Source organism: Leeuwenhoekiella parthenopeia (genome assembly GCF_020782115.1).
Lineage (GTDB): Bacteria > Bacteroidota > Bacteroidia > Flavobacteriales > Flavobacteriaceae > Leeuwenhoekiella > Leeuwenhoekiella parthenopeia.
The window spans coordinates 122423-147625 of the sequence record NZ_JAJGMW010000005.1; the positions used below are offsets into that span (position 1 = coordinate 122423).

22 protein-coding genes and 1 tRNA gene are annotated in these 25203 nt (G+C 39.9%); 6 read left to right on the forward strand and 17 right to left on the reverse strand.

The genetic code is table 11. From position 1 onward, the window contains the following. Window positions 1-47: 47 nt before the first annotated feature. From mnmG to LLW17_RS05640, 3 genes are all read right to left on the reverse strand, one after another. On the reverse strand, window positions 48-1925 hold the full coding sequence (gene mnmG, locus LLW17_RS05630; RefSeq protein WP_228229284.1) for a tRNA uridine-5-carboxymethylaminomethyl(34) synthesis enzyme MnmG: 1878 nt from the start codon (window positions 1923-1925) through the stop codon (window positions 48-50). Between the two features lie 69 nt (window positions 1926-1994). Beyond that, window positions 1995-2417, reverse strand: coding sequence for an rRNA maturation RNase YbeY (gene ybeY / locus LLW17_RS05635; RefSeq protein ID WP_228229285.1), 423 nt, complete (start codon window positions 2415-2417; stop codon window positions 1995-1997). Continuing rightward, on the reverse strand, window positions 2410-5808 hold the full coding sequence (locus tag LLW17_RS05640) for a DUF4175 family protein (protein ID WP_228229286.1): 3399 nt from the start codon (window positions 5806-5808) through the stop codon (window positions 2410-2412). The genes ybeY and LLW17_RS05640 overlap by 8 nt, the downstream gene beginning before the upstream one ends. A 204-nt stretch (window positions 5809-6012) precedes the next feature. Between LLW17_RS05640 and gltX the strand changes: the two genes are divergently transcribed. Continuing rightward, complete coding sequence (gene gltX / locus LLW17_RS05645) at window positions 6013-7527, forward strand: glutamate--tRNA ligase (protein WP_228229287.1); 1515 nt, start codon at window positions 6013-6015, stop codon at window positions 7525-7527. Here gltX and LLW17_RS05650 read toward each other — a convergent pair. Continuing rightward, the gene (locus tag LLW17_RS05650; RefSeq protein ID WP_228229288.1) at window positions 7522-7794 is read right to left on the reverse strand and encodes a hypothetical protein; all 273 of its coding nucleotides are present in this window, start codon (window positions 7792-7794) and stop codon (window positions 7522-7524) included. The genes gltX and LLW17_RS05650 overlap by 6 nt on opposite strands. A gap of 36 nt (window positions 7795-7830) precedes the next feature. Beyond that, a complete protein-coding gene (locus LLW17_RS05655) occupies window positions 7831-8169 on the reverse strand; it encodes a hypothetical protein (protein WP_228229289.1) in 339 nt (112 codons plus the stop codon). 89 nt (window positions 8170-8258) lie between these two features. Between LLW17_RS05655 and LLW17_RS05660 the strand changes: the two genes are divergently transcribed. Continuing rightward, on the forward strand, window positions 8259-9260 hold the full coding sequence (locus LLW17_RS05660; protein ID WP_228229290.1) for an SPFH domain-containing protein: 1002 nt from the start codon (window positions 8259-8261) through the stop codon (window positions 9258-9260). 56 nt (window positions 9261-9316) lie between these two features. On the opposite strand, the gene LLW17_RS05665 is transcribed toward LLW17_RS05660, so the two are convergent. From LLW17_RS05665 to LLW17_RS05680, 4 genes are all read right to left on the reverse strand, one after another. After that, window positions 9317-9553, reverse strand: coding sequence for a DUF6327 family protein (locus LLW17_RS05665; RefSeq protein ID WP_228229291.1), 237 nt, complete (start codon window positions 9551-9553; stop codon window positions 9317-9319). Window positions 9554-9555: 2 nt separating this feature from the next. Continuing rightward, the gene (locus LLW17_RS05670; RefSeq protein ID WP_228229292.1) at window positions 9556-9954 is read right to left on the reverse strand and encodes a hypothetical protein; all 399 of its coding nucleotides are present in this window, start codon (window positions 9952-9954) and stop codon (window positions 9556-9558) included. A gap of 6 nt (window positions 9955-9960) precedes the next feature. Next, the gene (locus LLW17_RS05675; protein WP_228229293.1) at window positions 9961-10335 is read right to left on the reverse strand and encodes a YtxH domain-containing protein; all 375 of its coding nucleotides are present in this window, start codon (window positions 10333-10335) and stop codon (window positions 9961-9963) included. A 148-nt stretch (window positions 10336-10483) separates the two neighbouring features. Continuing rightward, entirely contained in the window at window positions 10484-12514 is a 2031-nt protein-coding gene (locus LLW17_RS05680; protein WP_228229294.1) for a glutamine--tRNA ligase/YqeY domain fusion protein, read from the reverse strand. A 281-nt stretch (window positions 12515-12795) separates the two neighbouring features. Between LLW17_RS05680 and folB the strand changes: the two genes are divergently transcribed. Continuing rightward, window positions 12796-13152 carry a dihydroneopterin aldolase gene (gene folB / locus LLW17_RS05685; RefSeq protein WP_228229295.1) on the forward strand — a complete coding sequence of 119 codons (357 nt, stop codon included), beginning with the start codon at window positions 12796-12798 and terminating at the stop codon, window positions 13150-13152. A 51-nt stretch (window positions 13153-13203) separates the two neighbouring features. Continuing rightward, a tRNA-Cys gene (locus LLW17_RS05690) sits at window positions 13204-13274 on the forward strand. A 155-nt stretch (window positions 13275-13429) separates the two neighbouring features. Here LLW17_RS05690 and LLW17_RS05695 read toward each other — a convergent pair. From LLW17_RS05695 to rnr, 3 genes are all read right to left on the reverse strand, one after another. Further along, complete coding sequence (locus LLW17_RS05695) at window positions 13430-14140, reverse strand: LysE family translocator (protein WP_228229296.1); 711 nt, start codon at window positions 14138-14140, stop codon at window positions 13430-13432. A gap of 161 nt (window positions 14141-14301) precedes the next feature. Then, entirely contained in the window at window positions 14302-14976 is a 675-nt protein-coding gene (locus LLW17_RS05700; RefSeq protein ID WP_228229297.1) for a head GIN domain-containing protein, read from the reverse strand. Window positions 14977-15035: 59 nt separating this feature from the next. After that, the gene (gene rnr / locus LLW17_RS05705) at window positions 15036-17240 is read right to left on the reverse strand and encodes a ribonuclease R (RefSeq protein WP_228229298.1); all 2205 of its coding nucleotides are present in this window, start codon (window positions 17238-17240) and stop codon (window positions 15036-15038) included. A gap of 1046 nt (window positions 17241-18286) precedes the next feature. On the opposite strand from rnr, the gene LLW17_RS05710 reads away from it, so the two are divergent. Beyond that, entirely contained in the window at window positions 18287-19198 is a 912-nt protein-coding gene (locus LLW17_RS05710; RefSeq protein WP_228229299.1) for a cation diffusion facilitator family transporter, read from the forward strand. 96 nt (window positions 19199-19294) lie between these two features. Beyond that, window positions 19295-19735 (forward strand): GNAT family N-acetyltransferase, encoded by a 441-nt coding sequence (locus tag LLW17_RS05715; RefSeq protein WP_228229300.1) that lies wholly within the window; start codon window positions 19295-19297, stop codon window positions 19733-19735. Between the two features lie 58 nt (window positions 19736-19793). Here the strand turns inward: LLW17_RS05715 and LLW17_RS05720 are convergent, their stop codons facing one another. The 5 genes from LLW17_RS05720 to LLW17_RS05740 form a co-directional block, all read right to left on the reverse strand. Next, window positions 19794-20171 (reverse strand): hypothetical protein, encoded by a 378-nt coding sequence (locus tag LLW17_RS05720; RefSeq protein ID WP_228229301.1) that lies wholly within the window; start codon window positions 20169-20171, stop codon window positions 19794-19796. Between the two features lie 137 nt (window positions 20172-20308). Then, complete coding sequence (locus tag LLW17_RS05725; protein WP_228229302.1) at window positions 20309-21937, reverse strand: S41 family peptidase; 1629 nt, start codon at window positions 21935-21937, stop codon at window positions 20309-20311. Between the two features lie 18 nt (window positions 21938-21955). Beyond that, the gene (locus LLW17_RS05730; RefSeq protein WP_228229303.1) at window positions 21956-22768 is read right to left on the reverse strand and encodes a DUF4349 domain-containing protein; all 813 of its coding nucleotides are present in this window, start codon (window positions 22766-22768) and stop codon (window positions 21956-21958) included. Window positions 22769-22786: 18 nt separating this feature from the next. Then, on the reverse strand, window positions 22787-23170 hold the full coding sequence (gene rnpA / locus LLW17_RS05735) for a ribonuclease P protein component (RefSeq protein ID WP_228229304.1): 384 nt from the start codon (window positions 23168-23170) through the stop codon (window positions 22787-22789). A gap of 147 nt (window positions 23171-23317) precedes the next feature. Further along, window positions 23318-25201 carry a M1 family metallopeptidase gene (locus tag LLW17_RS05740; protein WP_228229305.1) on the reverse strand — a complete coding sequence of 628 codons (1884 nt, stop codon included), beginning with the start codon at window positions 25199-25201 and terminating at the stop codon, window positions 23318-23320. Window positions 25202-25203 lie beyond the last annotated feature (2 nt).

Genomic DNA, 25203 nt, shown 5'->3' on the forward strand with positions numbered 1-25203 from the left:
CTTCTAGAAGAGATTATAGCCTGAGATGTTTCACGTGGAACTATATTTTAGCGCCCCATATAAACCAACATAACCGAAATATCGCTGGGAGAAACCCCACTTACCCGTGAAGCTTGTGATATGGTTGTGGGCTTAATTTTAGAAAGTTTTTCGCGAGCTTCAAAAGAAAGTGATTTCAATTTGGTGTAATCAAAGTTATCGGGAATCTTGATATTTTCTAATCGCTGCAACTTATCGGCGTTCGCTTTTTCTTTAGCAATATAACCCTCGTACTTGATTCTTATTTCAGCCTGTTCCAAAACTTCAGTATCTAAATCATGTTCTTCAACATAGGCTTTTACATCTTTAAACTGAAGCATATCATTTAGTGCAATCTGCGGACGACTAAAAATCTTCACCATCTTATCAGATTGCTTCATAGGCGAAGTACCCTTTTCATCTAAAACAGGGTTAGCCTCTTCAGGCTGAATGCTCGTGGTATTGAAAAAATCAACCAGATTTTGAGCTTCATTTTCTTTATTCTCTAAAGCACGCATACGATCTTCCCGGGCTAAACCAATCTCAAAAGAGCGAGGAGTAAGTCTACTGTCTGCATTATCCTGACGCAGCAACGTACGATATTCTGCTCTGGAGGTAAACATACGGTAAGGCTCTTTGGTTCCTTTGGTTATCAAATCATCAACCAGAACACCTATATACGCCTCATCACGTTTCAGAATAAAAGGATCGCGTTCCTGAACTTTCAGACTTGCGTTTATTCCTGCCATCAAACCCTGAGAAGCTGCTTCTTCGTAACCGGTGGTTCCGTTAATCTGACCTGCGAAATACAATCCATTTACCAACTTGGTTTCGAGCGTGTGTTTTAATTGGGTAGGTGGAAAATAATCGTATTCAATAGCATAACCCGGTCTGAAAAACTTCACATTTTCGAAACCAGCCACCTGACGTAAAGCTTTAAATTGAACATCTTCGGGAAGCGAAGTAGAAAACCCATTCACATAATACTCTATAGTATCCCAACCTTCCGGCTCTACAAAAAGCTGATGCCGGTCCTTATCGGCAAAGCGGTTTATTTTATCTTCTATAGAAGGGCAATACCGTGGTCCCGTACTTTTGATTCGACCATTAAACATAGGCGAACGGTCAAAACCCTCCCTAAGCAAATCATGTACTTCCGGGCTGGTATAACTCATTTGACACGAACGTTGTTTGGTAAGTGGTCTCGTTACATTTGAATAACTGAATTTCTGCGGATCCTCGTCTCCAGGTTGCTCAATCATTTTAGAAAAATCAAGACTTCTACCATCGACACGAGGTGGGGTTCCGGTTTTCATTCTACCCGAATCAAAACCCAAATCTACCAACTGTTCTGTAATTCCGGTTGCACTACGCTCCCCTGCTCTACCTCCACCAAATTGCTTTTCACCAATATGAATAAGACCATTTAGAAAAGTTCCATTAGTAAGGATAACCGATTTTGATTTGATTTCAATGCCTAAAGAAGTGCGTACACCCGCAATGCGATCTCCTTCCATCAAAAGACCATTTACCATCTCCTGATAGAAATCAAGATTAGGGGTTTGCTCAAGCATTAACCGCCACTCTTCCGCAAAACGCATACGATCACTTTGCACGCGCGGACTCCACATTGCAGGACCTTTACTTTTATTCAACATCTTAAATTGAATAGCCGTACGGTCTGAAACGATACCACTATAGCCACCCATCGCATCAATCTCACGCACAATCTGGCCCTTTGCAATACCACCCATTGCAGGATTGCAGGACATCTGTGCGATGGTTTGCAAATTCATAGTTACCAAAAGTGTACTGCTACCCATATTGGCAGCGGCAGCGGCAGCTTCACAACCTGCGTGGCCTCCTCCTACTACAATAACATCGTATGTCTGATCAAAAAAACTCATTGTTCCACGTGAAACATTTAATTATTCTTTCCTTAAAATGAGCGCAAAGGTACTCAATTAATAACCAACTTACGCAAAGCGCTCATCCCAAAGCTTTAAGTACTCATCCTCCTTTGCACGCATTAGCTTTGCGTCTTCATCTGTCTTATCGCCAAAGCCGCACATATGCAATAACCCATGCACCATTACCCGTCGCAGCTCACTATCAAAACTTACACTAAACTGCTCTGCATTATCTGCAACCCGATCGGTGCTTATATACATTTCACCATTAAGTACAGTGCCCTCTTTATAATCAAAAGTAACAATGTCGGTATAGGTGTCGTGATCCAAATACTGTATGTTTATATCCAGTAAATATTCATCTGAGCAAAAAACATAGCCCAGTTCACCCACCTGATGATTTTCCATTTCAGCAACGGAATTTAACCAGTTTAAAACCTGATCTTCTTTATCTAATTTGAACTCATTTTGACTATTAAATTCAATCATCTGTCTTTCTAAAATAACTTTTTACCTTTTGTTTATATCTAAATTCTAACGGAAGATCATCCCGATTCAGGATCTCATCTGTATTGAAATATTCCTTCAATTCCGGGAAATCCCTTTGTACATCATTTGTAAAATTTTTTGTATTAGCTGTAGATTCCCGTTCACTCTTACGATCCTTTTCCTGCTCTGCTTCCTCCAGTTTTAAGAACTGCTGAATGACATCTTCCATTCTCCTTTTTGCACTCGAAGAGTTCCCAGAGAGTAATGCTTCCTCAATTTGTTCCATTTCCTTTAAAAGATCCCGGGCTCCTTCATTTAAATTTCCGTTTTCAATTAAGTCCTGTAATTTATTACGTAAACGTTCCTGTTGTTTATAAATCTCGTATTGTCTTGCGAGTTCTGCTTCACCAGATTCACCTCCGGGTTTTCCATTATTCCCGTCTTTTGCATCCTCTGAATCACCGCCCGATCCTTCACCATCAGATCCGCTTCCTGAACCTTCTTTCTCACCCTCTCCCTTTCTTCCTTCTCCAGATTGACCTTCCTGCTTTCCCTTACCAAGCTTCTTAGCCAACTCCTCCTGGGACATTATAATATCACTCAGCTGTTTCCCGCTTCCGGATCCTCCCTTTGGATTAGGCATTGGCATACCGCTGCTACCAGACCCAATGCCCATAGACATTTGTGCCTGCATATTATCAAGAATATCAGAAAGCATATCAGCTAATGTATTTGCTCCTTTAAATACATATTGCTGACTGGCCAAACCCTTCTCGATATCATTATCAGCAAGACGTTCTAAAGCCTGATCTAAACCGTAACTGATCTCCGTTAACTCCGAATTAATATCTTCCTCCAGAAACGGATTGCGCAATGCCAAAACAAATAAACTGTCATCGATATGCTGAAAGTTCTCGCGCAGGGTATTTTGCTTTACAAGATATTTAGAGAACATCGGATTGCTGTTATCTAGTGATGCAAAATCATCCTTTAAAGATTCCTGATCAAACGAAAACACAATAAGGTTATCTAAAATCTGTCTCAACATTTCTATATCCTCCTCCAGTTGTTGGGCACCTCCTCCTCCACCTGAAGACATATTCTGCATCATCTGCTGACCTACCTTCTGCATTTGCTCACCAGCCTTTTTCTGCGACTTTTTACCTTCCTTTTGAGCTTCGGAAGGTTCTTCCTTTTTGTCAGAATTATCCTGCTTAAGAGCATCTTCTGCCTTTTGCTGCTCCTGATCAATTTGATCTAACTTTGACGACTGAGGCATCTCCAACGGCTTCTGAAGTCCAGAATTTTCCTTACGTAATTCTTCAACTTCCTTCTTAAGTTCATCAAAATCCTTACTGATTTGTTTTTGCTTTTCAGCATCAGAAACAGAACGCTCTGAGGCTTCCTTGCTCTGCTCCTTACCCAATTCATTAAGTTCGCGTCCTATGCGCTCCCCTTTAGTCTGAACAAAAAATCGCTTGGTAAGCTCAAGCAACTGCTCCATACTCCGGCTGGAATTTTTACTGTTTTTAGAAAGTTCGTCTAAGCGCTTACTGAGTTCTTCGTCGTCTATAAGTTCCTGAAGCCTGGCCATTTCTTCCATTAATTTTTCCTGCTCCCGAAGCTGCTCTTCATTCTTTTCTAAACGCTTCTTAAGTAAATCGTTAGTTTGCGATGGAGCATCTAACAATTCATCCATACGTTCCAGACTCTTCTTCAGCGTTTCCGAATAATTCTTCATCAACTCTTCCTGCGCCTTTTGCCTCTCGAAAAAAGACTGAATTTTCTTTCGGTCATTAAAATCAAGCTTACTTTTCTCCTTATTGAGATTTTGTAAATCTTGTAAGTCCTGTTGGCGCTCCTGCATTTTAGAAACTGACTTGTCTAAATCCCTGAGCGTTTTTTCCTGTAATTCCAGTTGCTTATCCAGGGCCTTATCAGTAGTAAGTACATCATAAGTTTCAGGAGCCGAACGCGTGGCTTTATAACCATTTAAGACATCATTATCCCGTACTTCAAAATAGTACGTATAAGCCCTACCCTGCTCTAACTGCAATTTGCCCGGAAAAGCAGCATAAAACTGATCAACGGTCAACTTAGAAACCGGAATATCTATATAATTCTTATTATCTTCCTGATTATCAATATAATAAACTAACCTTAAACTCTTTAGACCATGATCATCACTTATAGTTCCCTTATAAAAAACCTGTTCTGATCCCAAAGTATCTGACTTACGTTCTAATTCCAATTCGGGATAGGCATCCCGAATCACATCAATACGGTATTGCAATTCTTCAAAACGATTCAAAGAAGCATTGCTGGTCGCAATAGCATAATCTGTAGATGTAAAAAACCTGCGCTTTAATTCAAAGCTATCCCCCTTCAGGGAGAAAGCTATGAGCGTATCTGAAACAAATTCTAAAAGATCAGCATTGCGTGCTTCCAGATTAAAGATCACCTCAGTTCCTTCCGGTATGGTGAATGATCCTGTGTTTAGAATAATTTCATTTGCTTTAGCCAGATAAGCAGGATAATTCAACTGAGCTTCAAAACCGGTAAGCACCGGTGTCTTTACCAGAGGTATCTCATAGCCAACAGATCGTACCCCATTACCTTCCAAATGAAAATTCAAATCCTCCCGCACCTGATCTACCGTATAAGCAAAACGCCCTCTTCCGCGATTGCTCATAAAATAATCCTGACCGTTAAGATTGATGCGAACTTCTTCCGGCAGTTGACTACCCGAAACCTGAACTTCTATTTCATAAGCCTGACCTTCAATTGCCCGGTTTTCTAAATCTGCTAACTCAAAGATGAAAGGCGCAGGCGGTACATAATCCCCTTTATAATCCCAAACGCGCTCCGCAGTCTGACTAAAAAAAGAACTTCCCTGGCTAAAACTTACCGCAGCAAATATCAATACCGGAATAAGCGCATATTTGATATACCTGGCATTGGACTTGTAATCTATAGCTAATGAAAACGGAACCGGCTCGAGCTCTTTACTTTTCTGAGCAATACTTGCGGCCACTAAATCTGATTGCGCGTTGCTGGCTTTTAACTGCAAGGTATTTATGAGTTTGTCACGCACTTCGGGGAAGTGGTTTCCTATGAGTAAAGAGGCTTTGGTGTAATCTATTCCTTTTGAGAGTCTAAAAAGCCGAAAGAGAGGCAAACCTATAAAGCGGATGAGCAGAACCAATTCAAGACCTACAAAAGACCAAAAGAGCAATCCCCTACCCAGTTTATTAAGCCACAGAAAATATTCGATAATCAAAACAAGCAACACATAGGTGAGCCCTATGGCTACAAAAAACAAAATACCCTTTAAGAGTTCGTTTTTATAATATTTACTGATAAATGCTTCTAATTTTTCCTCTAACGCCATCACAAAATGATCTCTTTAAAACCTCGCTACTTACAATAACTAAAACTACAATTTTCTAGTATAGCCCATATCTTTAAAATACACAACTTAAGGGATATAAACACAAACTGCCTTCAACAGACTTAAAGACCTTATCTAAAAGCTCAAATAAACCTTGTTTCAGAGTGTGGTATAATGAGTACCTTTGCCGTCTAAAATTTAGCTATGCATCAAAACGTAAGGGTGCGCTTTGCACCCAGCCCTACAGGTCCTCTGCACATAGGTGGTGTACGCACCGCACTCTATAATTATCTGTTTGCAAAAAAACATAAGGGTTCGTTTATTTTACGAATAGAAGATACAGATCAAAACCGGTATGTTCCCGGTGCCGAAAATTATATAATCGAAGCGCTCAATTGGTGTGGAATTCCTTTTGATGAAGGTCCGGGCAAAGAGCAGGGCTATGGTCCTTACCGTCAAAGCGAGCGTAAAGACAAGTATTTGGCATTCGCCGAAAAACTAATCGCTTCGGGTGATGCGTATTATGCTTTTGACACCGCTGAAGCTCTTGACGCTCATCGTAAAGATCACGAAGAGCAAGGCAAAACATTTATCTACAACTGGCACAACCGCAACAAACTTGATAATTCGCTAAATCTTTCAGCTGAAGAAACTCAAAAACGCCTTGATGCCGGTGAAGATTATGTAATTCGTTTTAAATCTCCTCAAAGTGAACTGCTTGAACTTGAAGATCTCATACGCGGCAGTGTAGAAGTCGATACCAGTTTGCTGGATGACAAAGTTCTTTTCAAAGCGGATGGTATGCCTACCTACCATTTGGCAAATATTGTTGACGATCACCTCATGGAAATTACCCACGTAATTCGTGGAGAAGAATGGCTGCCTTCTATGCCGCTGCACGTTATGCTCTATCGCGCATTTGGTTGGGAAGCCCCACGCTTTGCCCATTTACCGCTTATTATGAAGCCTGTGGGCAAAGGAAAATTAAGCAAACGCGACGGGGATAAAATGGGATTCCCGGTGTTTCCATTGGAATGGAAAGATCCCAATACCGGTGAAATTTCGGCAGGATATCGCGAAGATGGCTACTTACCAGAAGCCGTTGTTAATATGCTCGCTTTTTTAGGATGGAATCCCGGTACCGAAAAAGAAATCTATACGCTTGAAGAGCTTGTTGCAGATTTTGAGCTGGAACGCGTGCACAAATCGGGGGCTAAATTTGATCCTGAAAAAACCAAATGGTTTCAACAGCAACATTTGCACCTCACCTCTGAAGCGTCTCTGGTAAAACCTTTTCAGGAAATCCTAAAGGAAAAACACCTGGACTACGACGATGCATACGTGCAAAAAGTAATTTCACTGGTAAAAGAACGCGCTATTTTTATTGAAGATCTTTGGGAACAGGGTCATTTCTTCTTTGAGAGACCTGAAGAGTATGATGAAAAAACAGCCAAAAAAACCTGGAAAGAAGACACCGGTGAGATCATGATTCATTTATCAAAAATTGTAAATGACACTGAAGATTTTAGTGCGGAAAATCTTTCTGCTAACGTAAAAGGCTGGATTACGGCTGAAAATTTGGGCTTTGGTAAGGTAATGCAACCGCTCCGCTTAAGCCTGGTAGGTTCCATGTCTGGACCTGATGTTTTTGAAATCGCAGCGACCATTGGCAAAGAAAAAACACTGGAACGCATTCGCTTTGCGATTGAAAGGCTATAAATACAAGATAATACCTGCGGTAACAAAACCAAGATTTCCCTTGAAATTTGTTGCTGCAGGATCTTTAAGATTGAGATCCTCAGAATTCAGCCTATTCAGGATATTGGTAAAGTTATACTGATAAGCCGCAGTCAATCGTAACCATTTAAGTCCACCGGTTAAGCCGGCAGTAAGCATACCATTAATTCTGCTTACTTCTTCCAGGTCCCCGGCCTGCAAAGTGGTATAACCATCAACAATTAAATTTTCCTGACTTTGATCTTTCAATTTTAGGCCCCCATTTACCTGTAAAACGGGTCCTAACTATGCACTCAGGTATTCGCCGGCAATACGATAACTGGCAAGAAATTTTACCTGGGCTCCACTTAACGCATATTCAACCTGCTTCCCTCCCGCTTCAACCTGCAAACCAATTTGGATAAAATCAATACCGTAAATGAGATCAAAATCGTTGTAAAAAGCTCCCCGTGTTGATAAACCTGCTAAAAATCCTTCGCCTTGAGACGTATTGAAATTTTCGGTCTGTAGATTACTCATCGCATATACACCTTGCAAACCGATGTGATTATGCACCGTTCTTGATCGCTGTGCATATGAAGAACAGGATAGCAGTATTGCAGAAATAAAAAATAGTAGTCTCAAGCTGTTACGAATTTGTCAGAATTGAGACAAATCTATTGTATTTTTAATAGGTACTCCCCTACTACGTTAATAATTTAAAACTCAATACTATGTCTTACCTTATTCCGGCACTACTTTTTGTAGGCGCTCTTATTCTTATTTCCAGCTTTTTTATGGTTAAGCAACAAACTGCTGCGATTATAGAACGCTTTGGGAAATTTACCAGTATTCGCAATTCGGGGCTTCAATTTAAAATACCTCTTATTGATAAGGTGGCTGGTCGTGTAAATCTGCGTATACAGCAGCTTGACGTTATTGTTGAAACCAAAACTAAAGATGATGTATTTGTACGTTTGAAGATTTCAGTACAATTTCAGGTAGTGAAGTCTAACGTGTATGACGCGTTTTATAAACTTGAAGATCCTCAGAATCAGATTACTTCTTATGTTTTTGACGTGGTACGTTCTGAAGTGCCAAAAATGAAACTCGATGACGTTTTTGAGCGAAAGGATGACATTGCCATTGCAGTAAAAAGTGAGTTAAACCAGTCTATGACCGATTACGGTTATGATATCATCAAAACTCTGGTAACAGACATTGATCCTGACCAGCAGGTTAAAATAGCGATGAACCGTATTAATGCGTCTGAACGCGAAAAAGTGGCTGCAGAGTATGAAGCCGAAGCAGAACGTATTAAAATAGTCGCTAAAGCGCGCGCAGAAGCCGAAAGCAAGCGTTTACAGGGTCAGGGTATAGCAGACCAGCGCAGAGAGATTGCGCGCGGTCTGGAGGAGTCTGTAGAGGTTTTAAACAATGTGGGTATCAACTCTCAGGAAGCCTCTGCTCTGATTGTGGTTACCCAGCATTACGATACGTTACAATCTATAGGTGAAGAAACAAACAGTAACCTGATTCTTCTTCCTAATTCACCACAGGTGGGTAGCGATATGCTAAACAATATGATCGCAAGTTTTGTCGCATCTAACCAGATTGGTGAAGAAATGAAAAAGCGAAATGCAGAGCTGGGAATCGAAGCCAAGGCAAAAAAGCCTAAAAAACCCAGACCGCAATCAGGATATAGAGATTTAGATAATCCTGAAGATTTATCTTAAACAAAAAAGCCCGGATTTTACGATCCGGGCTTTTTTAATACTGCTGATTAGGTATTTTAATCTTCTACATTCTTAACCTTTACTTTTTTGATTCCTAAAAGCTTATTTACGGTTTTAACCACAATAGCTTTTTGAACAATGGCGCCTAAAGAACCGGCAATAAGACTTACAGGTGAAAATGAACTCTTAACATCACTAATACTTAGCTTAAGTGTCTCTTCATCTATCTGCTGCTGAAGCTTAAGTATTTTGAGATCGCGGTCGATCTGATCAAATGATTTATAGACTTTCATAATTACTTTTCTAAATGCTTAAATTCTTCGTCCAAAACATCCTCCTGAGTTGATTCATTGAAGAATACTTTAGAATATTTCTTGAGGACGATTTCGGTTGTAAAAGGTTTACCAAATAATTTGTAAAGTATAAAAACCAAAAGATAAAATCCGGCTACAATAAAGTAACCGTAGCTCATAGTTCCTAATGATTCTCCAATTGAGATGGCTAAACCTACTGAGATGAACAATAGGAAAATCAAAAAAATGCTGCCACTGACCATAAGATTAACCAGAGATACAGCACCATTCATCATTTTTTTGAAACTATCTAACTTGTAGTACTCCAGACTACTGTTTAGATATTTCTTAGCATCATCAGATACTTTACTTATATTTTCTGAAAGGTTGAATATAGACATATGTGCTTATGCTTTTGCAGTTGGCACGTCAATATCTTTCACTTCTTTTACTACTTCCTGTGATGCTTTAGCATTCTTCTTGCGAAGCTCTTCAAGCTTTTTTTCCATACTTACCAAGATATCATCTGCTTTTGAACTGGCTGTTTTAAGCGTGTCCTCAAGTTTAGAATCAAAAGATCTTTTGGCTTGCTTGGCAGAAGCAGATAATTGCTCTGAAGTTTCGCTAATTTGCTTTTCTAGTTTTCTTTTAGCCTCTTTGGCATTTTTAGAAATTTTCTTTCTTGTTTTATCCCCACTTTCAGGAGCATAAAGAAGACCAAGACCTGCACCTATTGCTGCACCTGTTATTAAAGCTAAAATTGTATTTCCTGTTTTTGACATGGTAATTAGATTTTTGTTTCATTCAAAGGTACAGCCTCAAGCTACTTTTCTCCGTTAATAACCGGTTAATAAATTGACTATTAACCTTAAAGGAATGCTAAAAAAGGATGCTAACGACCCTTTTTTAAACTTTATAGATGATTAATTATTAAAGCGCCTGTACCGATTCTTCTAAAAGAGGCTCACCGGAAACTTTCATTTCTTCTAAATAAGCAGCCACTTCCTGATCATTAGCATCTACTTTCTCGAGTTTTATCAACACGATTAAGGTTTCTAAAACTGCCAGTCTGGTTCCTACCTTTTTCGCCGAAGTATTAAACAGTTCCTTCAATTCTTCGAAATCAACATCTTTAGCCAGTTGGCGAATCCTTGTAATAGCTTTAACCCGCTTTTCATCGGGAATCTGAGCCAGCTTCTTCCCTACTTTCTTAATCTCATTCAATGCAGGGATCTGAGGAATATTTTTCTTAGGTTGTTCCTGAGGTTTATCCTGATTTTCAGATTTAGATTCAACCTTGGCCCAGGTATCGCGCAATCCCACCGTTCTGTTGAAAATAAGCTGTTCTGAAGTACTTTCTTTATCAACATTAAAATAACCTATTCGCTGAAACTGAAATCCTTCATAAGGCTTAACATCGGCCAGACCGGGCTCCAGATAGCCGGTTATCACCTCAAGAGAATTTGGGTTTAGATGATGCATAAAATCAACTTCCTTATCTCCGTCCGGCGATTCGTGGTTAAATAATCGATCATAAAGACGCACTTCGGCCTCTATGGCGTGATCTACAGAAACCCAGTGCAGGGTTCCTTTTACCTTACGCAGACTGGCCTCGGTACCGCTTCCGCTTTGAGAATCCGGATCGTAACTGCAATGTATTTCGGTAATGTTACCCTGTGCATCTTTAACTACAGATTCACCCTTAATGATATACGCATTTTTCAGCCGTACTTCTTTACCTAATGAAAGTCTGAAATACTTGCTATTTGCCTGTTCTTTAAAATCATCCTTTTCGATATATAATACCTTGGAGAAAGGCACTTTTCGATAACCGGCGCTTTCATCTTCCGGGTTATTTTCGGCCTCAAGCCATTCTACCTTATCTTCCGGATAGTTGTCAATAACGAGTTTAACCGGATCTAAAACAGCCATCACACGCGGTGCGGTCTTATTCAAATCTTCCCGTACATTGAACTCAAGTAAGGAAACATCAATCACGTTATCCCGTTTGGCAACCCCAACGGTATCAATAAAATTGCGAATAGATGCCGGTGTGTATCCCCTGCGTCTTAGTCCTGAAATGGTAGGCATACGCGGGTCATCCCAGCCACTTACTACACCCTCCTCTACCAGTTTAAGCAGCTTGCGCTTGCTCATAATGGTATAGCTTAAATTAAGCCGCGCAAACTCGCGTTGTTTGGGTTTTACCCCATCTGTATACACATGATCAACAAACCACTCGTAAAGCGGTCTGTGTGGCTTAAACTCGAGTGAACATAAACTGTGAGAAATTTGCTCTAAATAGTCACTTTCGCCGTGAGCCCAGTCGTACATGGGATAAATATGCCAGGTATTACCGGTACGGTGGTGTGCCTTATTTACAACCCGGTACATAATGGGGTCGCGCAACAGCATGTTTGGCGAGGTCATATCAATCTTGGCACGAAGCACGTGAACACCTTCGGGAAACTTCCCGTTTTTCATTTGTTCAAAAAGCTCCAGGTTTTCTTCTACAGAACGATCCCGAAACGGACTGTTTGTACCCGGTTCTGTTGGAGTACCTTTTTGCTCGGCCATAGCCTCACTGGACTGTGAATCTACGTAGGCTTTACCATCTTTTATAAGCTGAATGGCCCAGTCGTATAACTGTTGAAAGTAGTCTGATGAATAGCAAACCTGATCCCATTTGAAACCCAGCCATTTGATATCTTCCTGAATCGCATCAACGTACTCCTGCTCTTCTTTCGACGGATTGGTATCATCAAATCTCAAATTAACCGGCGCATCGTATTTTTCGCCCAGACCAAAACTGATGCATATCGCCTTACAATGGCCAATGTGCAAATAGCCGTTAGGCTCGGGAGGAAAACGAAATCTTAAATTAGATTCCGGAAATCCGTTTTTAATATCTTCTTCTACGATCTGCTCTAAAAAATTGAGCGCTACATATTCTTCTGCCATAAATTGTTTTGTGCTTTAAACCAACGCAGATGTGCTCTGCCGGAAAATAAATTATCTTAAAATCAAAGACCGAACTTTAATTTGAAAGATTGTTTTTAACCAAAGGTTAGCCTTGAGATAATTAATCTCGATTCATCGGGTAAAATTAGTAAAAATAGCAGTGCCTGAGCCTTGCTAAGCGTTATTAAAACAGCTGTTATTTATTTAAGGATTGGCCTATATAGTATCTTTGCGTCACTTCAACATTAGAAAACTACTGAAGAATTAATCTGAAAAGGAAAATGGGAATAATAAAGCTCAATAAAGTAAAGGTTTACGCCTACCATGGTTGTTTAATCGAAGAAGGCCAGATAGGCTCTGATTATCTCGTAGATCTTAAAGTAAAATCAAATCTCACAAAGCCTGCAGTGACAGATGAACTTGCCGATACGGTAGATTATGTGCATCTGAATAAAATCATCAAGGAAGAGATGGCGCAACGCTCAAAATTGCTGGAACACGTGGGTCAGCGCATACTCGACAGGTCATTTTTGGAGATTCCCGAGCTTGAAAAAGCTACTGTAACCGTGCGTAAAATCAATCCTCCCATAGGTGGTGATGTAGCTTCTGTTGGGGTGACACTTACTAAAAAGCGTTAATCCCTTTATTATCTAAAGAAAAAACTTAAATTTGCAGTCCTGAATAAAAAGGGTGTCGTGGCCGAGTGGCTAGGCAGTGGTCTGCAACACCACGTACAGCGGTTCGAATCCGCTCGACACCTCAGCAAAAACCCTTCTTAACCGGAAGGGTTTTTTCATTTCAATTATTTAAAGTCGAAAGCGTACTGCGGTTCTCCCGAGACTTCGGGAAGCTATAAACCAAAAAAACCTTCCATAAGCGAAGGTTTTCTGTTTTTCTAATGGATAATCAGGGGCATTACAGTTCTAAACTATCTATCCCAAACTGATTTTCAGGGGTGATTTCTTCAATACGTTTTTCCAGTTGATGCACTTCCGAAGGAAAAATTCCTTTAGAGATTAAGAGCAATCCAAAGAGTAACATCAATACGCTTATTCCCTGTTTGATGCGGGCTATACGAGTAACAGTAAGCTTACTACGCAGTTTTTTGGCCAATAAAATTTTAAAAATATCAATGATGAGATAGGTTAACAAAATCACGCCAAAGAAAGTTAAAAGCCGGTCGGGGTTCATATCAAGCGCCGGTCCTGCTGAAATAAGAATTACAAGCCAAAAGCCGAGTACACCAATATTTATAAAATTGAGCAAAAAACCCTTTACAAAAAGACCTAAATAATTACGTTTGCTCATAATCACGGTAGGATGCTCGTCATCATCAAGCTTGTTTTTACGCACTCTTAAAAATGAAATCACTCCATAAACCGAGAGAAGCATACCGCCAAAAACATACAATGCGGGATCATCTTTGAGCTTGTCAAGAAGTTGATTGGTACTGAAATAGGCTATTAAAATAAAGATGGTATCGGCACACACGACACCTATATCAAAAACAAATGCCGCTCTAAAACCTTTTAAAGCAGCTGTTTCCAATAATACAAAAAATACGGGACCAACTAAGAACGCAAGTAAAAAACCCAGAGGAATCGCTGTTGAGAGGTCTTGTAGCATTTAAGAGTATCAAAAGTCTTTTCGCAAAACTGCGGGGGTTAAAGATTGTCAAATTAGGAAAACAACCTCGATAATTTCTTTAAAACCTAAAAGAATTTAGGTATATCCCTGCAAAAATAAATAAAATGACCGAATACAAGCTTTTACGACCTCTATGTATCTTACTGGTTCATCACCTTAACGCGACCTCCTATAAACTTATCTTTGATCAATTCGGTAGGGTTACCGTATACAAATACATCTCCTCCTGCTCTTAACTTGATATCAGCAGTTCTTCTTGCAAAAATTTCAGCTTCTCCCCCGGCCTGAATACGCAACTGGGTATCTGTGGTTTCGAGATCCTTCCCGTTGTAAATACCCCCGGTGTTGATCTCTACAGTTTGATATTTTGCACTTCCTGTTGTTCTAATGATTCCGCCGGTTACTGCTCTCAAGGTTGCAGATTTCACATCCATACCGGCTGTAACCCGTGCTCCTTCCTGCACCCGAATTTCTATAGACTCCTGCTCTAAAAGTTCATTGATATTAATCTCTGCCCCTTCATTACCGTCGATAACCCTAAGATTATTGAAATATACTTCTACAAAAGTCTCGTTACCGTCAAATATCTTATCGATGTCCATACGTATTTTAAGTATGCCGTCTTTATTGATGAGTTCAATATCTTCGGTATCTCTCCCTTTTAAAATCACTTTATTTTCATCAGACCTGATGAGGTTTACACGCATACGGTCAAAGACTTTGACTTCGGTGAAATCACCTATATCTTCCACTTTTTCCTGCGCATGTAAAGCACCGGTGACTAAGATTAAAAGGGCTAAAATTTGATTTTTCATAATTCTAAAAATTTTGGTCTGTTTTAAAGACAAAACCAAAACTGCATTGTTACAGTAACTTAATCTTCAATTGCAGATTTTACGCTAACTAAATTGAAATCCAGATGCTTTTTAACCAGATCTGCTTCTTTAACCTTCACATAAACTTCATCTCCAAGAGTGATTATTTGTTGGGTTTTTCGGCCCACAATTGCATATTGATCTCTGTCAAAATCAAAATGGTCGCCTTTGATATCGCGTAGACGAATCATTCCTTCACACTTATTGTCAATGATTTCAACATAAATACCCCATTCGGTAACACCCGAAATAACACCCAGGAAGGTTTCATCTTTATGATCCTGCATAAATTTAACCTGCATGTACTTGATCGAATCACGCTCTGCACTGGTAGCCAAATATTCCATCTCGCTACTGTGCTTGCATTTTTGCTCGTATTCTTCCTGGTTTGCAGATTTGCCCTGATCCAGATAATGCTGAAGCAGACGGTGTACCATCACATCAGGATATCTACGTATAGGCGAGGTAAAATGCGTGTAATAATCAAATGCCAGACCGTAATGCCCTATATTATCGGTACTGTAAACCGCTTTACTCATCGTACGGATGGCCAGCGTATCTATTAAGTTTTGTTCCTTTTTACCCGAAACATCACTCAAAAGATTGTTCAATGAAGAAGTCGTACTCTTACGATCTTTAAGATTCATTTTATAACCAAAACGACCGGCAATAGTTTGCAATGCAGCCAGTTTCTCATCATCGGGCTCATCGTGAATACGGTAAACAAAGGTTTTCTTAGGCGATTGTTTACCTATAAATTCCGCTACTTTTTTATTGGCCAAAAGCATAAATTCTTCAATCAGCTTATTGGCATCTTTTGAGGTTTTAAAAAATACACCTACAGGATCATTATCTTCATCCAGATTGAATTTTACTTCCACCTTATCAAAAGAAATCGCACCATCTTTCATACGCTGTCTGCGCATGATTTTAGCCAAACGATCGAGTTCTAAAGTCGCCTCAACTATGGCTTCATCGGCGGTGTATTCAGTACCGGTAAGGGAAATATCAGCAGGGATTTTTCCGCTTCGGGTTTCAATAATCTGCTGGGCTTCTTCATAGGCAAAACGGGCATCACTGTAGGTTACGGTGCGACCAAACCATTGATTTTTGACCTTTCCAGAAGATTTATCGAGTTCAAATACCGCTGAGAACGTATATTTTTCTTCATTAGGCCGAAGCGAACAGGCATTGTTTGAAAGTATTTCGGGCAACATAGGAACTACCCGATCTACTAAATAAACCGAAGTTGCACGCTCGTAAGCCTCATCATCCAGGATGGTTCCCGGGATTACGTAATGCGACACGTCTGCAATGTGAATGCCCACCTCATAGTTTCCATTCTCTAAAACCTGAAAACTTAACGCATCATCAAAATCCTTAGCGTCTTTAGGATCGATCGTAAACGTGAGTACATCGCGCATATCACGACGTTTTTTGATCTCATCTGGTTTGATACTGGTATCAATCTGATTGGCAAAATCTTCTACTTCCTGCGGAAAGTCGTGTGGTAAACCGTACTGGGCTAAAATGGAGTGAATTTCGGTATTATGCTCTCCGGGCATTCCCAAAACCTGAATGACTTTACCAAAAGGCGAATCGGCTTTTTCGGGCCAGTCTTCAATTTTCACTAAAACCTTCTCCCCGTCCTGAGCTCCATTGAGTTTATTTTTAGGTACAAAAACATCGGTACGCATCTTTCCTTCTGCAGAAGTATTTACAAAGGCAAAATTCTTTTGCATCTGCACGACTCCAACAAACTCATCGGTTTTGCGCTCTATAATTTCTACAATCTCCCCTTCGTGCTTTTTACTGCGTCGTTGTTTATAAACGTAAACCTTAACCGTATCTCCGTTTAAGGCTTTGTTCATATTGTTTTTTGGGATGTAAATATCCTGTTCCATCCCTTCAACCACTACATAACCATCACCTTTGGTAGTACTATCTAAGGTACCCGTATGATAGTGTGATTCTGCACTAAAGGTATATTTACCGCGTTCGGTCTCTTTAATATGTTTTTTGGTCTGAAGTTGAGAGAGATTTTTTACAATCTGATTGCGGCTATTGGGATCATCAACATTGAGTTTGGCTGCAATTTGTTTATGATTGAAAGATTTTCCCGGTTCTTGTTTGAGTATCTTAAGAATTTTCTGTGTGAGATCAACCGGTTCTATACTTGATCTTCTTCGTTTTTTATTTGGCATTAAATGCGTTGTATTAAATTTTTATTCGGAAAGAAATGAATTTTAAGATTTTGAGGTTAGCTTATCTAAAATTCAGTTTAAAGATTTCCCAAGGTAGGGGAAATTTAATCGTACTCCTAGCAGAGCGTTAACTTTTGTAAAAGTAAGCTTTCGTACGCTACTTATAAGAAACTGAACGGTAAAGATTTAGTTAATCTTTACTTAGTGTCTAATAATCAGACCAAAACTTAACCTAAGTTTCATATTTAAATAATTTTAGAATAGGCTATTCCTGTTAAAATTATATTAAATTTGTCTCCTATAAACTTCCAATAATTGAGTTATGAAATTGATTCAGATTAAACGTTATTCGGTTGTCATTCTATTTTTCACCATATTCATCCTTGGATTTTTAGGTGTCATCTCCTACGTAAATTCGATCTTCTAGGTATCGTTCATCAAAGATTTTAAAGGCTCTAAATTAAGAGTCTTTTTTTTTGCCTTCATTAAAATACCCCATTCACTTTTTTCAAAACAGTTGTTATCAACAACTAATACTAGTATCACTTTTCTTTTTTGAAATTTAAAATTAAAACTGATGCTTATAATGGTTTGTTAGTAGCGGTATAACTTAGGTTGATAAAGTCTTGTTTTTTTTGTTATTGACATTTATTAACCGCTTATTGATAGTTTTTCAGCATCAGGAATACTTGATTTTAAAGCTTTTGTGATTAGCTGTCAACAATTGTTGAAAACTGAAATCAGCAGCTTTCTTTTGATAAAATCTTACTAACATTTATTAAAAATGAAGACTCAATTGTCTCATAACTTCTCCATAAAAACTAAGAAGATTTTCTTGACTCGTATGGGGTATGTTCTGCTTTGAATTTTTTTATCGAAAAAACAATTTTGCTTGTTAGTTTTTGATGACAACTTATAAACAGTCATGTTAACTAAATGTTAACTGATTTAAAATCAGCGTTAATCAAATAATCCCGGGTAAGCATAGCCCGGCTTATGAATATCTTTGTAAGCGTATTCGTTTATAAATCTAATAACTAAAACTTATGGGACACGATCACAGCCATCAACACAACCACGGTGCTGACCTAAGCGGGCGTAATTTACTCATAAGCATAGCTCTCAATGTTTTGATAACGCTGGCGCAGGCCATAGGCGGTATTATTTCGGGAAGTTTGTCTTTACTTTCAGATGCTGCACACAATTTAAGCGATGTGCTTTCTCTGATTGTGAGCTACATTGCCCGTTTGCTTTCTAAAAAAGAAGCATCTCTAGATAAAACCTTTGGTTATAAACGTGCCGAAATACTTGCCGCTTTCATCAATGCTGCCACACTAATTGTTGTAGCACTACTCCTTATCAAAGAAGCCGTGGTACGCTATTTAAACCCCGAACCCATTGAATCTTCTATCGTGATCTGGATGGCAGCGCTGGGAATCCTTGTAAACGGCTTTAGTGTGTTGTTAATTAAAAAAGACAGCGACACCAATATGAATATGAAGTCGGCTTATTTGCATTTATTAACTGATATGATGGCTTCTGTGGCGGTTTTAGTTGGCGGAATTTTGATGAGCGTTTATGAAGTGTATTGGATAGACCCTTTACTAACCTTCGCCATCAGTATTTACCTCCTTGTTATGGGTTACGGTCTGTTGAAATCTTCGTTTAAGGTCCTGATGCTTTTTAGTCCCGATGATGTTGAACTCACGCATTTTGTGGACCATGTAAAGCAAATAAAGCAGGTAAAGAATATACATCACATGCACATCTGGCAGCTGAATGAAAACCAAACCCATTTGGAGGCACATATAGACCTGGAAGCTGATATCACCATGAGTGAGTTTGATCTTATATTAGATCAAATTGAAGCCTATGCTCGCGAATGCGGAATCAATCATGTGAACATTCAGCCTGAATTTGACAAGACAGATGATAAAAAACTGATTGTTCAGCATTAAGTTTGCCCGTAGAAAGACCCTAAAAGAAATTCAGGGATAGATAGTCAACAGAATTATTTAAGCCTTGATTAGTTGCGGAAAACGAATTTTAAAAAGATGAATATTGAAATACTAACATTTGAAGAGTTTAGTCTGCAGAAGCTTTATGAGGTTTTACAATTGCGTGCCGAAGTTTTTGTAGTCGAACAAAATTGTCCCTATCAGGATGTTGATGGTAAAGATCAAAAAGCCCTGCACGTTCTGGGTTATGCGAATGGTAAACTTGTTGCTTATACACGTTTATTCAAACCGGGTGACTATTTTGAACGGGCAAGTATAGGAAGAGTAATCGTAAAGGAAAATTACCGTAAATATGGTTATGGTAAAGATATTATGAACGCGTCCATAAAGGTTTTGCAGGATGAGTTTGATACCAAAGAAATTGAATTATCTGCTCAGGTATATTTGAAGAAATTTTACAATGACCTGGGGTTTATAGAATTTGGTGAAGGCTATCTCGAAGACAACATACCCCATATACGTATGCTTAGAAACTAAAAAAAAATCCGCTCTACAGCGGATTTTCTATTTTGGTCAAGTATGTTAGATACTTATTTTAAATTTTCATAGGTTTTTTATCGAGACTGATGCTACTTAGCGTTTCATCAGTAAACTTATAATGGCCTCTGGTAGTCATAATTTTAAATTTAAAATTCTTCATACTACTAAGTACGTCCAGAAATAACCATTTCGACTTAAGTAAACGGGGTTTTTTAGATTTTAAGCTGAGTTCAAAGATGTGTTTTTCACCATCACGTTCAGCCACAATATCTGGAGTAATACTTACTTCACTCCCTTTTTTGATATATGATTTAGGACTTTCGAAGCCTTCCGTATCTGCTTTTATGTTTTCAAAGCCGCGGTCTTCCAGGTATCCTATTGCCTGTTCCAAAATCTGTGTATTCTTGTCTGTATCCTTATCTAAAGTTATCATACTAAATAATAAGCTTTTAGATCTAATTAACTCTTAAGCTGAGGTTAAAATCTGCTTTAAAACTGTTAAAATCACCTGTTTATGTATGGTATTGTAAAAAAATTGTTGTAAATGGGTGTGTTTGGGTTAAAATAGAATTAATTCTGATTTAAGATTTTGCGGTATTTTGAGGCGTCGGTTACCACATTTGCAGCTTCTGCAATCTCTTCATTATGATCTATTTGGTATTCGTATAAACCCTGTCTGTAGAAATAACGTTTTACGAGTTCGTCAATAATCAGATTAGAAATCTCGTTTTCTTTCGCATCTAGTTCCCGCTTCTTCGTTGCATCAATCGCTTTCATCAGATTGGCATATTCGGTACTTATAGCATTCTGCAAGTCATCTTTTTCCGAATTGAGATAGGCTTCTTCCAGTTCTTTTTCGGTCTGGGTTTCATAGGTAAAGTCCTGCTTTTCCAGAAATTGTTTAAAAGCTGCATAGTCGGCCTGAGTAAATTTAAAATCGCTTAGCTTTTCGATTTTATGCGTGTAGAAATAGTTTGTAGCAAAATCAAAAATCGCCTGATCTTTCAACAAAGCTTCGGTGATGGCGCTGAGTTTAGCAGACTCTACTACGATATCAGGAAGTACTCCGCCCCCATCATAAACCGTACGACCGGTGCTGGTTTTAAATGCATTGTAATCTGCAACATCGGTGCGTATGGCATTTCCCTGCTCATCACGGTTCCAGTAATCAAGTGCCTGAATACATCTGCCGCTGGGCGTATAATACCGAGAAATGGTAATCTTCAACTGCGTGCCATACGTAAGCTCTTTAGGGCGCTGTACAAGACCTTTACCAAAACTTCGGGCTCCTACAATCACCGCGCGATCATAATCCTGCAGAGAGCCTGAAACGATCTCACTGGCCGATGCGCTGCGACCGTTTATTAACACCGCCACAGGAATGTTTGTATCCAGGGGCTCGTTGCGCGTATAGTATTGCTGATTGTACTTTTCAATAACCGATTTTGTGGTGGTGATCAATTTTCCTTTGGGTAAAAACAGATTGCTTACGTTGATGGCCTCGGTTAATAAACCACCGGGATTGCCGCGTAAGTCGAGAATTATGGAAGTAGCTCCCTGTTCTTTCAGCTCTTTAATGGCAGCTGCTGTTTCTGCGGAAGCTTTTTTATTGAATTTAGACAGCACTACATAACCAATATTGTCTTTTATAAGGGAATAAAAAGGCACTGCCGGAATATCTATTTCCTCACGGGTAAGTGTGGTGTTCTGAAGTTTACCCTGGCGTTTATAGGTAATGGGAATACTGGTTCCGGGAGCTCCCTGAAGCAAATCGCCTGCATCGTCTTCAAAATCTGCAATGGTAATATCCCCTATTTTAACGAGTTCGTCACCCGCCTGAAGACCGGCTTTATCAGCCGGATAGTCTTCATAGACTTCCATTATGGTGATTTTCTTGTTACGTGACAATACCGAAGCTCCAATACCGGTGTATTCCCCTGAATTATTAATGCGTGCATCTTCAACCTCCTGCTCGGTCCAGTATGTGGTATACGGGTCAAGGTCGGCCAGCATCCCTTCTATAGCACTATCCATAAGTTGTGCAGGGTTTACCTCATCAACATAATTCATATTGAGCTCTTTAAACAAGGTGGTGAAAATTTCGATCTGCTTGGCGATTTCAAAAAAGTCACTTTTAAAACTTACGGTAGTAACTAAAATAGCCAGCGAAGCAGCGGCGATGAGGATTCTCTTTTTCATAGATGAAGCAATTTTCAATTAAGATTTAGGCGTATTTTTTTGGGATTTGCGCTTTTGCCAGCGGCGAATGAGAAAGATAACAAGAATCACCAGAATAATAAACGGCCAGATATAGATCAACCCCAAAACAAAGGTTGAGATCCCCTGCCAGCCGCCTTTTACGGCCTGTAGCATTTTTGAACCGTAGGATTTGGTCACGCCGCTTTCCACTTCGGTTTTATAAAAATACACGTTGAGGGTACTGTACGAAACCTGTTTTGAAAGGTATTTAAGCCTTCCTTCCTTAGATTCTATTTCTTCGCGTATAACCGAAAGTTCACGCTCAATTTCTAAAATTTCTTTTACTGATGAGGCTTTTTTAAGCAACTCCAGATACCGGTTTTCGAGTTCGCGTTTGGCTTTAAGACGGGCTTCCACGTCAATAAATTCTTCGGTAACATCGCGCTGACTTATTGATTTTTCTTCAAAGAATTCAACACCCTGGGAGATTAGTTCGAGCGCCTGTTGAAAATTTTCAGCAGGAACGCGCAGTTGCAGTTCCTGATAACTGCCGCGATAGTCTTTACCGGTACGTTCGTTCTCAACATAGCCTTTAGTCGTGTTTACAGCCTTAAGAATTTGGGCACGGGTCTCGGCTAAATCCTGAGTTTCAAACCGAAGATTCCCGGTTTTAATGATTTTTTGCTCCACATCAGCTTCTACATCATCAGCCAGTTCCGGCTGAGCCATTTCTTCTTCGTAAGCAGCATCAGCAGCTGCATAGGATTCATCAGAACTGCCGCTTGAGCACATATAAATCATACTCAGCAGCCAAAAACCCAGTATTTTCATAAAGAATAGGTTTAACGGTTAATCATCTATTTCGTTTTGCGCGGCGTTGAACTTTGCAATGAGCTTAAGCATGGCTTTTTCGAGCTGTTCATAAGTCATGACCTCGCGGCCGGTATAGATAAACATAAACGCAAAAGTTAAGCCGTTTGTTTGAAAATCCTGTTTATTTTTTCGGTAAACCTCTCGCATAATGCGTTTTATACGGTTTCGGGTCACGGCAAGTTTGTGATTGCGTTTGGCTACAGAAACTCCGGCCTGTATAGAAACCCCTTCCTCAGGCAAAGCCGAAGTTTTATAAACCAAAAGCAAGGGATAGGCACTTACTTTCTGTCCTTCGGTAAACAAGGCGTCGATAAGTTTTTTCCGTTTTAAGTGTTCTTTTTTAGGGAAAGTTTGCTTCATAGTTTAGCCAGAGGCGAAAAAATTTAGGTGTAAAGATAGCAACAAACTAAACGGAACGGTAATTAGGCAAAGTCAGACCGTAGATTCCAATGAAAAAAGCCGTTTCAATTTTGAAACGGCTTTAGACTTTAAGATTATTCCGAAAGTTTATTCAGCAGGCTGATTCCAGCTGTTGTTGCTTCGGTCGATGTCTGCCATCAATTGCTGAGCATCAATGGTCATTGAATTGATTTCAGAAAGTGGCTTATCTATAGTAAACGTATAGGTTGGATACGCCCAGGGCCAATCCGGCAATTGGGTACGTTCCATATTTGGGAATGGGTTAGGCTTTTCGGCACGCATCATCCGCAACGGAATGTAATAAGACTCGTTTATTCCTTCTGCGTTGTCGCCGTCTTTTACATTGACGTAAAAGTCAACCGGCATTGGCATAAGACCTTTACGCTCCAGAGTTACCTGAGTTTTACCGTCTACTTCCTCTACATTTTTAATCGCATAATCAATGGTGTTAGTGGTCTGTGTCCAGTCTACCAGGTACCAGTCTAACTGCATTCCGCTTACTTTTTCGGCAACGCGCTTCACATCATTAGGCGTGGGATGCTTGAATTTAAACTCATCAAAATAAGTTTTGATGGTCTTATCCAGATTTTCCTTGCCAATGATGTAGCCCAGTTGTGCTAAAAACACAGCGCCTTTAGAATAAGCCGAAGCTCCGTAAGCGGCATTCATTTCATAACGGTCTGCATACGTCGTTTGAGGTTGCTCAATACCACTGGTTGCCAGTCTAAAATAGGATGCGTAATTCCCGGCTTGTGGATTAGGCTTCTTTTCATCCATTACCACATTCATCGCTTCGTCAGAAATATAGCTGGTAAAACCTTCATCCATCCACTCGTGCTTGGCTTCGTTTGAAGCCAGCAAGAACTGAAACCAGGTATGTGCCATCTCGTGAGCGGTCACACCCACAAGGCTGCCAAAGCTGCGCTCTCCGGTGATCAGGGTACACATCGCATACTCCATACCACCATCACCTCCTTGAATTACCGAGTACTGGTCGTAAGGATAAGGGCCTACGTTTTCATTATAAAAGGCTAAAAGCTCAGCGGTTTTAGGCTGTAAGTTCTTCCAGTTTTCAATGATGTCTTTGTTGTCTTTATAGAAAAAGTGCAATACCGTACCGTCTGAAGCAGTAAGTTTATCGTGAATATAGTCGGGATCTGCAGCCCAGGTAAAGTCATGCACATTAGGCGCTACAAAATGCCAGGTGTGTTTTCCTTTTTTGGCCTTTTCTACTTTTTGACCGGGCTCTTCGTAGCCGTGACCTATTTCGGTATTTTGAAGGTAACCGGTACCTCCTACCGTATACTCAGAGTCGATGCTGATTTTCACATCAAAATCACCCCAAACGCCGTGAAATTCACGAGCGATATACGGATCTGCATGCCATCCTTCAAAGTCGTATTCAGCCAGTTTAGGATACCATTGTGTCATCGAGAGTGCTACACCTTCGGCATTGTTGCGACCGCTTCTGCGTATTTGCACAGGTACCTGCCCGTTGAAATCCATATTGAAGGTTGTGCTTTCGCCCGGCGCAATAGCTTTCGCCAGGCTAACCTCTAGAACGGTTCCTGCAACTTCGTACGTTAAGGGCGTTCCATCCTGAGTAAGCGTGTTTACGTTTAAGAAACCAATTTCGTCCGGCTCCAGTTTTGAAATCCGGTCCATCACACGACGATCGGGATCTTTGATGGTAAGCGAACGCACATCCATCTCACTGCCGGGTTGAAAGGCATTAAAATACAGATGGTAAAATACCTGATTTAAGGTATCGGGAGAATTGTTTGTGTAAACTAACTCCTGCTTACCGGTATAGTTGTAGTCTTCAACATTCATATCAACCTCCATCTTATAGTCCACATGCTGTTGCCAGTAGGAGGTGTTATTTTGTGCCGAAGTACTTGCAGGGATTAAACCCAAAACAAGTACCGAAGCACTCCAGAAGGTAGATTGAATTGCTTTTTTTAATTCCATAA

What these genes read in the sequence shown, in the direction of transcription:
- mnmG (WP_228229284.1), bottom strand. Translation starts at nt 1,925, where the DNA reads ATGAGTTTTTTTGATCAGACATACGATGTTATTGTAGTAGGAGGAGGC.
- ybeY (WP_228229285.1), bottom strand. Translation starts at nt 2,417, where the DNA reads ATGATTGAATTTAATAGTCAAAATGAGTTCAAATTAGATAAAGAAGAT.
- LLW17_RS05640 (WP_228229286.1), bottom strand. Translation starts at nt 5,808, where the DNA reads ATGGCGTTAGAGGAAAAATTAGAAGCATTTATCAGTAAATATTATAAA.
- gltX (WP_228229287.1), top strand. Translation starts at nt 6,013, where the DNA reads ATGCATCAAAACGTAAGGGTGCGCTTTGCACCCAGCCCTACAGGTCCT.
- LLW17_RS05660 (WP_228229290.1), top strand. Translation starts at nt 8,259, where the DNA reads ATGTCTTACCTTATTCCGGCACTACTTTTTGTAGGCGCTCTTATTCTT.
- LLW17_RS05665 (WP_228229291.1), bottom strand. Translation starts at nt 9,553, where the DNA reads ATGAAAGTCTATAAATCATTTGATCAGATCGACCGCGATCTCAAAATA.
- LLW17_RS05670 (WP_228229292.1), bottom strand. Translation starts at nt 9,954, where the DNA reads ATGTCTATATTCAACCTTTCAGAAAATATAAGTAAAGTATCTGATGAT.
- LLW17_RS05675 (WP_228229293.1), bottom strand. Translation starts at nt 10,335, where the DNA reads ATGTCAAAAACAGGAAATACAATTTTAGCTTTAATAACAGGTGCAGCA.
- LLW17_RS05680 (WP_228229294.1), bottom strand. Translation starts at nt 12,514, where the DNA reads ATGGCAGAAGAATATGTAGCGCTCAATTTTTTAGAGCAGATCGTAGAA.
- folB (WP_228229295.1), top strand. Translation starts at nt 12,796, where the DNA reads ATGGGAATAATAAAGCTCAATAAAGTAAAGGTTTACGCCTACCATGGT.
- LLW17_RS05695 (WP_228229296.1), bottom strand. Translation starts at nt 14,140, where the DNA reads ATGCTACAAGACCTCTCAACAGCGATTCCTCTGGGTTTTTTACTTGCG.
- LLW17_RS05700 (WP_228229297.1), bottom strand. Translation starts at nt 14,976, where the DNA reads ATGAAAAATCAAATTTTAGCCCTTTTAATCTTAGTCACCGGTGCTTTA.
- rnr (WP_228229298.1), bottom strand. Translation starts at nt 17,240, where the DNA reads ATGCCAAATAAAAAACGAAGAAGATCAAGTATAGAACCGGTTGATCTC.
- LLW17_RS05710 (WP_228229299.1), top strand. Translation starts at nt 18,287, where the DNA reads ATGGGACACGATCACAGCCATCAACACAACCACGGTGCTGACCTAAGC.
- LLW17_RS05715 (WP_228229300.1), top strand. Translation starts at nt 19,295, where the DNA reads ATGAATATTGAAATACTAACATTTGAAGAGTTTAGTCTGCAGAAGCTT.
- LLW17_RS05720 (WP_228229301.1), bottom strand. Translation starts at nt 20,171, where the DNA reads ATGATAACTTTAGATAAGGATACAGACAAGAATACACAGATTTTGGAA.
- LLW17_RS05725 (WP_228229302.1), bottom strand. Translation starts at nt 21,937, where the DNA reads ATGAAAAAGAGAATCCTCATCGCCGCTGCTTCGCTGGCTATTTTAGTT.
- LLW17_RS05730 (WP_228229303.1), bottom strand. Translation starts at nt 22,768, where the DNA reads ATGAAAATACTGGGTTTTTGGCTGCTGAGTATGATTTATATGTGCTCA.
- rnpA (WP_228229304.1), bottom strand. Translation starts at nt 23,170, where the DNA reads ATGAAGCAAACTTTCCCTAAAAAAGAACACTTAAAACGGAAAAAACTT.
- LLW17_RS05740 (WP_228229305.1), bottom strand. Translation starts at nt 25,201, where the DNA reads ATGGAATTAAAAAAAGCAATTCAATCTACCTTCTGGAGTGCTTCGGTA.